Annotated in this window: 10 protein-coding genes; 2 read left to right on the top strand and 8 right to left on the bottom strand. The window is 51.7% G+C overall.

The window, feature by feature from the left end; all coding sequences use genetic code 11:
* Positions 1-123 precede the first annotated feature (123 nt).
* Positions 124-2,304 carry a TonB-dependent siderophore receptor gene (locus JTI85_RS09740; RefSeq protein WP_200036655.1) on the top strand — a complete coding sequence of 727 codons (2,181 nt, stop codon included), beginning with the start codon at positions 124-126 and terminating at the stop codon, positions 2,302-2,304.
* Positions 2,305-2,360: 56 nt separating this feature from the next.
* On the opposite strand, the gene JTI85_RS09735 is transcribed toward JTI85_RS09740, so the two are convergent.
* The 8 genes from JTI85_RS09735 to hinT all read right to left on the bottom strand — a co-directional run bounded on the left by JTI85_RS09735 (position 2,361) and on the right by hinT (position 8,406).
* The gene (locus JTI85_RS09735; protein ID WP_219352509.1) at positions 2,361-2,900 is read right to left on the bottom strand and encodes a glycine zipper 2TM domain-containing protein; all 540 of its coding nucleotides are present in this window, start codon (positions 2,898-2,900) and stop codon (positions 2,361-2,363) included.
* A 168-nt stretch (positions 2,901-3,068) separates the two neighbouring features.
* Positions 3,069-4,373 carry an NADH-quinone dehydrogenase gene (ndh, locus tag JTI85_RS09730; protein WP_048211961.1) on the bottom strand — a complete coding sequence of 435 codons (1,305 nt, stop codon included), beginning with the start codon at positions 4,371-4,373 and terminating at the stop codon, positions 3,069-3,071.
* A 236-nt stretch (positions 4,374-4,609) separates the two neighbouring features.
* A complete protein-coding gene (ycfP, locus tag JTI85_RS09725; protein ID WP_061067733.1) occupies positions 4,610-5,152 on the bottom strand; it encodes an alpha/beta hydrolase YcfP in 543 nt (180 codons plus the stop codon).
* A gap of 21 nt (positions 5,153-5,173) precedes the next feature.
* The gene (gene nagZ, locus JTI85_RS09720; protein WP_115602217.1) at positions 5,174-6,199 is read right to left on the bottom strand and encodes a beta-N-acetylhexosaminidase; all 1,026 of its coding nucleotides are present in this window, start codon (positions 6,197-6,199) and stop codon (positions 5,174-5,176) included.
* A gap of 10 nt (positions 6,200-6,209) precedes the next feature.
* Positions 6,210-7,034: a thiamine kinase gene (gene thiK / locus JTI85_RS09715; protein WP_219352508.1), complete on the bottom strand. Its 825-nt coding sequence runs from the start codon at positions 7,032-7,034 to the stop codon at positions 6,210-6,212.
* Complete coding sequence (gene lpoB / locus JTI85_RS09710) at positions 7,015-7,647, bottom strand: penicillin-binding protein activator LpoB (protein WP_219352574.1); 633 nt, start codon at positions 7,645-7,647, stop codon at positions 7,015-7,017. Before lpoB ends, thiK begins: the two co-directional genes overlap by 20 nt.
* A gap of 22 nt (positions 7,648-7,669) precedes the next feature.
* Positions 7,670-8,044 carry a YcfL family protein gene (locus tag JTI85_RS09705; RefSeq protein ID WP_048211964.1) on the bottom strand — a complete coding sequence of 125 codons (375 nt, stop codon included), beginning with the start codon at positions 8,042-8,044 and terminating at the stop codon, positions 7,670-7,672.
* A gap of 2 nt (positions 8,045-8,046) precedes the next feature.
* Entirely contained in the window at positions 8,047-8,406 is a 360-nt protein-coding gene (hinT, locus tag JTI85_RS09700) for a purine nucleoside phosphoramidase (RefSeq protein WP_005121105.1), read from the bottom strand.
* A gap of 348 nt (positions 8,407-8,754) precedes the next feature.
* On the opposite strand from hinT, the gene fhuE reads away from it, so the two are divergent.
* Entirely contained in the window at positions 8,755-10,941 is a 2,187-nt protein-coding gene (gene fhuE, locus JTI85_RS09695; protein ID WP_219352506.1) for a ferric-rhodotorulic acid/ferric-coprogen receptor FhuE, read from the top strand.
* Positions 10,942-10,960: the final 19 nt, after the last annotated feature.

The raw sequence follows: 10,960 nt of genomic DNA, 5'->3' as shown, positions 1-10,960 counted from the left end.
ATTGATAACGACAATTGTTATCAGCAATATTCGCATTTGTTTTAATGCCTGTTTCACAATGTAACCATCGGTTTCTCTACCGCTATAACAAAAACAGATCGACTCTTTTTAAAAGGAATACAAATGAATAAGCGTCTCTGGGTGCTCAATCCTCTCCTGTTGTCTTTAACCCTACCGGCCATTGCGGCTGAGGAAGAGAACCTCATCGTCAGCGCCAACCGGAGCCAACGCACCGTGGCAGAAATGGCGCAAACGACATGGGTTATCGAAGGCAGAGAGATTGAACAGCAGGTTCAGGGGGGGAAAGAGTTTAAAGATGTTCTGGCTCAGTTGATCCCCGGAATCGACGTTAGCAGCCAGGGACGGACCAACTACGGGATGAACATGCGTGGTCGCGCCATCGTTGTGCTTATTGACGGTGTTCGTCTCAACTCTTCCCGCACCGACAGCCGCCAGCTCGACTCCATTGATCCGTTTAATATTGCACACATTGAAGTTATCTCTGGGGCAACATCACTGTATGGCGGCGGAAGTACCGGTGGTTTGATCAACATCGTCACCAAAAAAGGTCAGCCTGAGCGTGAAGTTGAACTCGAGCTGGGCAGCAAAAGCGGTTTCAACAACAGTAACGATCATGACGAGCGTGTTGCCGCCGCAGTGAGCGGAGGAACCGACCGCGCATCCGGACGCATGTCTGTCGCTTATCAACGGTTTGGGGGGTGGTATGATGCCAACCACGACGCCTTAATGCTCGATAATACCCAAACCGGTCTGCAGCATTCCGATCGCCTGGATCTGATGGGTACCGGGACGATTGAGCTTGATGACAACCGCCAGCTGCAGCTGGTTACGCAGTACTACAAAAGCCAGGGAGATGACGACTACGGACTGGATCTCGGCAAGAACATGTCTGCCGTGACGGGAACCGGCAACGCTCATACCAGCAGCGGTCTCAATTCCGACCGTATCCCCGGCACGGAACGGCATCTGATCAGTCTGCAATATTCCGATGCCAATTTCTTCGGCCAGAATCTGGTCAGCCAGATCTATTACCGTGACGAATCACTTAAATTCTATCCCTTCCCTACGCTGAGCAAAGGTAAGGTCACCAGTTTCTCCGCATCACAGCAGGATACTGACCAGTTTGGTGCCAAAATCACCCTCAACAGCCAGCTGATGGAAAACTGGGAACTGACATGGGGTATCGACGCCGATCACGAAACATTCGATTCCAATCAAGAATTCTTCGATCTGGCTTATTCCCTCCCCTCTGGCGGTATGGATAACCGAACGGCCTACACCACCGGGCGCTATCCCGGTTACAGCATCACCAACTTCGCGCCTTTCCTGCAAAACAGCTACGACATTAATGACATCTTTACGCTCAGCGGCGGTATCCGCTACCAGTGGACTGAAAACCGCGTTGATGATTTTGTCGGCTATACGCAACAACAAGGCATCGCAACGGGTCTGGCGAACTCTGCTGATAGTATCCCGGGTGGCAAAGCAGACTATGATAACTTCCTGTTTAACGCGGGCATCCTCGCACACCTGACCGATCGCCAGCAGACCTGGTTCAACTTCTCTCAAGGTGTGGAACTTCCCGACCCCGGAAAATACTACGGCAACGGTACCTACTCGCTGGTTGGCGATCATTATCAGCTCCAGCGCAGTGTTAACGTAGCGGATTCACGTCTGGAAGGCATTAAAGTTAACTCTTACGAACTGGGGTGGCGCTACACCGGTGATAGTCTGCGCACGCAACTGGCCGCTTACTACTCGACTTCGGATAAATCGATCGTTATCAACCGCAGCGATATGACCATTAACGTTCAACCCGACGATCGCCGCATTTATGGCCTTGAAGGCGCGGTAGATTATTTCATTGCGGATACGGACTGGAGCCTGGGAAGTAACTTCAACATCATTAAATCGGAAGTGAAGCAAAACGGTAAATGGCAAAAATGGGATGTCACTCTGGCTTCGCCATCTAAAGCAACCGCATGGGTTGGCTGGGCGCCGGAACCGTGGACCTTGCGCGTACAGAGCCAGCAAACATTTGATCTGACCGACGCCAGTGGCAACAAGCTGGATGGGTACAATACGATGGACTTTATCGGCAGCTATCAGCTCCCGCTGGGTAAACTGACCTTTAGCGTTGAGAACCTGCTGAATGAAGAGTACACCACCCTCTGGGGACAGCGTGCACCGTTACTCTACAGCCCGACTTATGGCAGTCCATCCTTGTATGAATACAAAGGTCGGGGTCGCACCTTTGGTTTGAACTATGCCTTAACCTTCTGATAAAAAAAGCCCCCCAGCCTGAGCGATGGGGGGCTAATATTCATGATAACGCTATTTTACGCCTTGTTATTCAGAACCAACTGACCGTTGTTATCCAGCGGAATTTGCGTACCGGGATCTTTATCCATGCGGATTTTGCCCTGCTGATCGCCAATTTTATACGTTACGTCGTAGCCCAGCATTTTTTCTGATTTGTCATACACTGTTTTACAACGTTGTTGTGTGGTTGTGTACGTATCGTTTTCCTGCATTGACCCCTGAATCTGGTTACCTGCATAACCGCCACCTAGCGCACCAGCAACGGTCGCAATGTCTTTGCCGCGGCCACCACCAAACTGATGACCAATTATGCCCCCGGCAACCGCGCCCAGCACGGAACCGGCAATACGGTTTTCATCCTGTACAGGTTTACGGTGAGTAACCGTTACGTTACGACATTCCTGGCGCGGTGTTTTTACCGTTTCTTTAATCGGTGTTGCAGAGACGACTTGTGCAAACTGTGGGCCACGCTCAAAAACGTTTAGACTGGCCACCGCTGCCACACCCAGCGCAGCAGCTACGCCAATCCCTATACCCGCCAACATTGATTTATTCACGGGACTTCCTCCTTTTTTGCTATTAGCAACAACTTTGCAACAGAAGGTAAATAATGCCAATCAGATTACGGATGAAAATCGCGGAGAAAGGGGGTAAAGCAGCATGATTCAGAGAACTCTGAAAGAAAGTGCCGGATGAAGCATTCCATCCGGCATTATAAGCCAGTATTAGTGCAGTTTAAGACGCGGACGAATCACCCGGTTAATGCTGCCAACCAACATCATCAGGCCGGTTTTGAAGTAACCATGCAGCGCAATCTGGTGCATACGGTACAGTGAAATGTAGACAAAGCGTGCAATACGCCCTTCCACCATCATTGAGCCACGCGTCAGGTTGCCCATCAGACTGCCCACGGTAGAGAAGTTGGAGAGAGAAACCAGAGAACCGTGATCTTTATACTGATACGCTTTTAGCGGTTTACCGTTCATCTGCGCCAGAATGTTGTTCATCGCGCAGGATGCCATCTGGTGCGCAGCCTGGGCACGCGGCGGCACAAACCCCCCTTCCGGACGCGCGCAGGAAGCACAGTCACCAATCGCATAGATGTCCGGATCACGCGACGTCTGCAGGGTTGGTTCAACCACCAGCTGGTTGATACGGTTGGTTTCCAGACCACCAATCTCTTTCATAAAGTCTGGCGCTTTGATACCTGCTGCCCACACCATCAGATCAGCTTTGATGTACTCGCCATCTTTGGTATGCAACCCACCTTCGTCAGCGCTGGTGACCATCGTCTGAGTCAGTACGCGTACGCCCAGCTTGGTTAACTCGTTATGCGCGGCGCTGGAAATACGCGGCGGCAACGCTGGCAAAATACGTTCACCGGCTTCCACCAGTGTGACGTTCAGCGCTTCATTGGTCAGCCCTTTATAACCATAGCTGTGCAACTGTTTTACCGCATTGTGCAGCTCAGCGGAGAGTTCTACCCCCGTTGCACCACCGCCGACGATAGCGATATTCACTTTGCCGTTCGCGCCCAGGTTTGCAGAATATTTCAGGAACAGATTCAGCATTTCCTGGTGGAAGCGACGCGCCTGGTGCGGGTTATCGAGGAAAATACAGTTCTCTTTGACGCCCGGCGTGTTGAAATCGTTGGACGTACTGCCCAGTGCCATCACCAGCGTGTCATATGGCACTTTACGCTCAGGAACCAGCAGATCGCCTTTCTCGTCTCGCAGCTCAGCAATCGTGATGGTTTTCGCTTCACGATCGATATCCATCACCGAACCCAGCTGGAACTGGAACCCATGGTTACGGGCATGCGCCAGATAGCTCAGCGCATCAACACCTTCATCCAGCGATCCTGTTGCCACTTCGTGCAGCAACGGTTTCCACAGGTGGCTGTGGTTTCTGTCTACCAGCGTGATTTTTGCCTTTTTCTTACGACCCAGTTTTTTACCCAACTGCGTCGCCATTTCCAGTCCGCCAGCACCGCCGCCGACAATCACGATCCTTTTCAATGGTGTAGTCAACGTGACCCCCTCAAATTTATCAACCAATTGTTAATTAAAAGTTATGTATATAGCCTTTAATTAACAACAAGTTACGATATTGAAAATGTTCCTCGAGACTGAGAATAACACGAACGGTGCATTGGTCATACCAAAATTGATGTGCATCAAGTTTTGATGCTGAAAAGATAGACAACCCAGACTTTTAGGACAAAAAAACCAGCCCGAAGGCTGGTTTTTTAAACGCTCAGTAAAGATTAACCTAACGTCTTGAACGCTTTGATTCGCTGCAAATGCGGGGAGATGTTTTTGAATTTATGGGTTTGTTCTTCATCCCATACAATTTCATAGTAATGATGCAGCTCCTCCGATGAACGCTGGCTGTTCAAGGCTTCATCATGGCGTGACAGAATAACCAGGCAGCGATCGCGATTTTTCTCGCGGAAGTTGGTCACACATTTTGTGGCGATATCAGCATACTCTTCCGGCCTGTCGATTTTCCCTTCCATATTCTCATACGGGAACAGGTTAGGGTTAAACACCACCTGACGAATATCACACAGGAAACCAATTCGTTCTGCCCAATATCCCCCGAGCCCGACGCCACAAATCAGCGGTCGGTCGTCGACATTAAGCTGCAGCATTTTGTCCACTTCTTTCAGCAGATGCTGCATATCATGTTTAGGATGCCGCGTACTGTAGCTAATCAGCCTGACATCCGGGTCAATAAATTGCAGTTGCAATACTTTCTCGTGGTTGCCCGGACTGTTAGAGTCAAAACCGTGTAAATAGATAATCATCGCATCCTCGCCAAACGTGCGTTAATGACCTGCTTTCTCTTCCTGCCAGCGCTCATGAAGCTGGTTGAGCTGGGCGCTTACCGTCTTCCAGCGTGCCGAGTCCATCAGTTCCTGACGTGAAAATGAACCTTTATGATACAAACGTGTAACACGTTCTGCATTGATCGGCGACAGATTATCTAACACACTGACCGCTCCCTTACGATTATTGCAGACCAGGATCATATCGCAACCTGCATCCAGCGATGCCTGCCCGCGCTCTGCGTAGCTCCCCATAATCGCCGCACCTTCCATCGACAAATCGTCGGAGAAAATCACGCCGTCAAAACCCAGCTCCTGACGCAGTACCGTTTTTAACCAGTGTGGCGAGCCGCTCGCCGGGCGCGGGTCCACATCACTGTAGATGACGTGCGCAGGCATAATGGCATCCAGTTTGTTTTCAGTGATTAACGTCTGGAATACCGACATATCTTTCGCGCGGATCTCGGCTTCCGAACGCGGATCGGTTGGCGTTTCTTTATGCGAATCCGCCGTCACTGCACCATGTCCGGGGAAGTGTTTACCGGTCGTTTTCATTCCGGCCGCATGCATGCCATCAATAAAGCGGGTTGCCATCGCTAACGCTTTTTGCGGATCGGCATGGTAAGAGCGCTCGCCGATTGCTGCGCTGATATGCCCCACATCCAGAACGGGCGCGAAGCTAATATCAATATCCATCGCGATCATTTCACTGGCCATCAGCCATCCAGCTTCCTGAGCCAGTTTGCCCCCCTCTTCCAGCCCATGCAGTGCAGCAAAAGATTGCGCCGCGGGCAGACGGGTAAAACCTTCACGAAAGCGCTGGACGCGCCCCCCTTCCTGATCCACTGCCACCACCAGATGATTACGCGATGCCGCGCGGATCTGGCGCACTAATTCACGCAACTGTTCCGGGTCATGATAATTTCGGGTAAAGAGGATCAACCCACCTACCAGTGGATGCGCCAGAATCTCACGCTCTTCAGCGTCCAGCTCATACCCTTCGACATCCAACATTACTGGGCCCACACTGCTCTCCTTATCCTTTCATTGTTAGCTGCCGCCAGGTTTCATCGGCCAGCCTGATAAATTGTCGATCGCCGGTTTGTTGCCAGCGATACTCAAACCACCCCGCCTTCAGCATCATTATCCAGATTTGCCATCGCCTGACCTGTCGCCAGAGCGCATCTTGCTCAATATGCGCTCGTTGGGCGTAGGCGCTAACCAGCCTTTGGTGCTGGGACTCATCGCTGACCCATACCGCCGCCAGTTCCAGCGCGATATCACCGTCGCCGGCATATTCCCAGTCAATCAGCCGCAGCCCTGAGTCTGTACGTACGATGTTGTCGCCGTGGACATCCATATGCAGCGGCCCCAGGCGCAAAGGTCGAGGCTCACCGCTTTTTCTTAGCCGCTTCAGGGCGCGCAACCAGCATGGCGTACGACGTGCTGGATCGCTACACTGCCAGTACTGCTCGAGTAGCGGCAGCAGGCTGATTCGCCAGCCGAATCGGGGCTGCTGGTGCAGATGATACAATAAGCCAGCGAGTTCGTCGGCGTCCGGTAATCTGGATTCTACCTTACCGTGAAAAAAGTCGACGACCATCCATCCGCGCGTATAAAAGCGAGGACGCGGCGCAAGACTTTCTGGCAAATGCTTTAACGCATGATAGTGGCGTAAGAAATGCGATTCTGGCGCGTAAGGATCGTGATGACAGCGCAGCACTAAACGGTGGGCTTGATATTCGATGATGCAGCTCCCGCCGCTTAGGCCGCTCTGGCTGGCTGCGACGGGATGATACTGCGGGAAATAGCGCGACAGAACTTCATCGCGCGTCAGTTTGTTATTGTTGCTGAACGGCACCTTTACCTGACCAGATTATCTCGCCAGTTTGTACCAGCATTAATTGCATTTGCAGCGCAGGTGAATTGACGTTACCGGAAGCGCTGGAATAGAGCACATACTGCGCGCCAACGTTACGGGCAATACCAATCGCTTTGCTGCGTGTTCCCAGGCTGTCGTTCGGCGACAGACCTAACTGCTGCTTGGCTACTGCCAAGTGCTGCGCAGAAACCAGGGTAAATTTACCATTATTCGCCAGCGCATTTCGCAAAGTCTCGGTGGCTTCACCCGCGTTTAACGAGCCGTTGGTACGGTTATTTACGCTATCAACCAGCAGTACGCCCCCAGCTTTCACACCCTCAGCTTGCAGCATTTTGCCGACCATCGGCTGCATTGCCCCGTTCCAGTCATAATGACGCTGACGTGGGGTTGGCTGCGCCGTTTGGTCCTCGTGTTCAATCGGACCCGGCTGCTGCGGTATGGTTGGCACCGTTGGTACAACCGGAACTGGCTGTTGCGGCTGCACGGGTTGTTCCGGTACTGGCTTCACTTCCTCTACCGGCGCGGGCTCACGTTGAGCCACACAACCAGAGAGAAACATCGCCAGCGCGGCAATCAATGCGTAGCGATTCATTTTGATCTTCAAGATTCACCCCTTACAAATAAAGATAAAGCCTAACCTTGTGCGCCCCCAGATAATTGGCGCTGCCGTACAGCGTTACCGACGAACGAGCCGGGATAGTCATGCTGCGTGGCGCTTCCAGAGGGTGCATCTCCAGCCCTCTGGCGTCATACCAGTAAAACCGATAATGAACGGTAACGGGTTCTTGTCTTTCGTTATAGAGTCGTGAGGATGCTGAGGCCTGAATATCAGACGTTGTTAATTCAGGCGGCTCTGCGGTGATACCCGCCGCCAGTACTGTTGATTCCATCACCAGAGACTGTTCATCACTGACCGGAATTTCCGGGTGTGAACGGCAGCCAGCCAGCAACAGCAGACCCAACGTAAGCGCAATGCATCCTCTGGTCATTTTTAAAGACCTTTATGCGCGAGCATTGGACCAAGCGCACGTCCACCCAGCAGATGCATATGAATGTGATACACCTCCTGACCGCCGTGACGGTTGGTATTCATAATCAAACGGTATCCATCTTCGGCAATGCCTTCCTGCTCAGCGATTTTCGCCGCCACTGTGATCATTCGTCCCAGCGCCTGCTCATGCTCTGCCGTCACATCGTTGACGGTTGGGATTAAAACGTTCGGGATGATCAGAATATGCGTTGGTGCCTGAGGTGAAATATCACGAAACGCAGTGACCAGTTCATCCTGGTATACGATGTCCGACGGAATTTCACGACGAATAATTTTGCTGAATATAGTTTCTTCTGCCACGACGTTTTCCTTTTTCATTAAGAGCCCATGCGTTGTGCCATGCTACGCCGGGTGACTCTGCGAGTATAGAGTATGAGCGAGTTACTCACGCTCTTTCAACTTTAACCCTCGATTTTTTAAGCAAAAAGCCCTGCCAGCGCTGTTCTTATAACCATTTCCCGGCGCTATCGCTCAGACATAGTACTGAAACAATATTTCATTTATGCGTAGCATTTGTTTACACATTGAATATGAATGCGTATATTTCGCATTTGCATTCTCATGAAAGAAAAATAATTAACAGCCAAAGGGTTCATTACGCAGTCACGTGATTCGAACTTAATATTAATAATTATCAAGGACTTTCCGATGTCTTTCACAACACACTACAGGGACGAACAGCATCGTTCTGCCATTGTCCCATCCCTCCTGGCAGCCTGTATTACGGCTGCGTTATTGCCTTGTACCAGCCTCGCCGCCTCCGCAGAAGAGACCGTGATCGTTGATGGTTCAGCCTCCGCCACATCCAGTGATGAGCAGGATTACAGCGTTAAATCGACATCCGCAGGCACAAAAATGCAGATGACACAGCGAGATATCCCGCAATCTGTCAGCATCGTCAGCCAACAGCGTATGGAAGATCAGCAACTCCAGACACTGGGCGATGTGATGGATAACACCCTGGGGATCAGTAAAAGCCAGGCGGACTCTGATCGCAGCAGCTATTTCTCTCGCGGATTCCAGATCGATAACTACATGGTCGATGGGATCCCGACCTATTTTGAATCCCGCTGGAACCTCGGCGATGCCCTTTCTGACACGGCCTTGTTTGAACGTATAGAGGTGGTTCGTGGCGCAAACGGGTTAATGACCGGCACGGGTAACCCTTCAGCCTCCATTAACATGATCCGTAAGCATGCCACCAGCCGTGAGTTCACGGGGAATGTCTCCGCGGAATACGGCAGCTGGAATAAACAACGCTATGTGACCGATCTGCAAAGCCCATTGACGACAGACGGCAACGTGCGTGCCCGCATCGTGGCGGGTTATCAAAATAACGATTCCTGGCTTGACCGTTACAACAATGAAAAAATGTTTTTCTCGGGGATTGTCGATGCCGATCTGGGCGACACCACCAGCCTGTCAGCAGGTTACGAATACCAGCGTATTGATATCAACAGTCCGACCTGGGGCGGCTTGCCGCGCTGGAATACCGATGGCAGCAAAAACAGCTACGACCGCTCGCGCAGCACCGCGCCGGACTGGACTTACAATGACAAAGACATCAACAAAGTCTTCGTGTCACTCAAACAGCGTTTCGCGGATACCTGGCAAACAACCCTGAATGCCACACATTCCGAGGTCAAGTTCGACAGCAAGATGATGTACGTCGACGCTTACGTTAATAAAGCTGACGGCACACTGATCGGTCCCTATGGCAACTATGGACCGGGCTATGATTACGTGGGTGGAACAGGCTGGAACAGCGGCAAGCGTAAAGTCGATGCCGTCGATCTCTTTGCCGATGGTGGCTACGACCTGTTTGGTCGTCAGCATAACCTGATGCTGGGCGGCAGTTACAGCAAGCAAAATAACCGTTATGAGAGCTCGTGGGCGAATGTTTTCCCCAACGAAATCGGCAGCTTCTATACCTACAATGGTAACTTCCCGGAAACCAACTGGAACCCGCAGTCATTGGCTCAGGACGATACCACGCACATGAAATCGCTGTACGCCGCGACACGCATTTCTCTGGCCGACCCATTGCATTTGATCGTCGGCGCGCGCTATACCAACTGGCGTATCGACACCTTGACCTACAGCATGGAACAAAACCACACCACGCCCTATGCGGGTCTGGTTTATGACATCGATGATAACTGGTCCACTTACGCCAGCTATACCTCTATCTTCCAGCCGCAGAACAAACGCGACAGTTCCGGTAAATATCTCTCCCCGATTACCGGCAACAACTACGAGGTTGGTCTGAAATCAGACTGGATGAACAGCCGTTTAACCACCACCCTCGCCGTATTCCGCATTGAGCAGGATAACGTGGCGCAATCAACCGGCGTACCAATCGCCGGTAGCAATGGGGATACGGCCTTTAAAGCGATGGATGGAACGGTCAGCAAAGGCGTTGAATTCGAAGTGAACGGTGCGATCACGGATAACTGGCAGATGACTTTCGGCGCAACGCGGTACGTTGCGGATGACAACGACGGCAATGCCGTCAATCCGAACCTGCCGCGTACTACGGTAAAACTGTTCACCCGTTATAACCTGCCTGCCCTGCCGGCACTGACCGTGGGGGGCGGAGTTAACTGGCAGAATCGAGTGTATAGCGATACCGTGACGCCATACGGCACGTTCCGTGCAGAACAGGGAAGCTACGCGTTGGTGGATTTATTCACTCGCTACCAGGTAACGAAGAATTTCGCCCTCCAGGGCAATATCAATAACCTGTTCGATAAAACCTACGATACCAATGTCGAAGGCTCTATCGTCTATGGTGAGCCGCGTAACGTCAGCCTCACTGCCAGCTACCAGTTCTGATAATACCCAGTCTGTAAAG

The sequence above is a fragment of the Citrobacter sp. Colony219 genome, assembly GCF_019382635.1.
GTDB lineage: Bacteria > Pseudomonadota > Gammaproteobacteria > Enterobacterales > Enterobacteriaceae > Citrobacter > Citrobacter youngae.
This window is presented reverse-complemented; position numbering and strand designations above follow the sequence as displayed.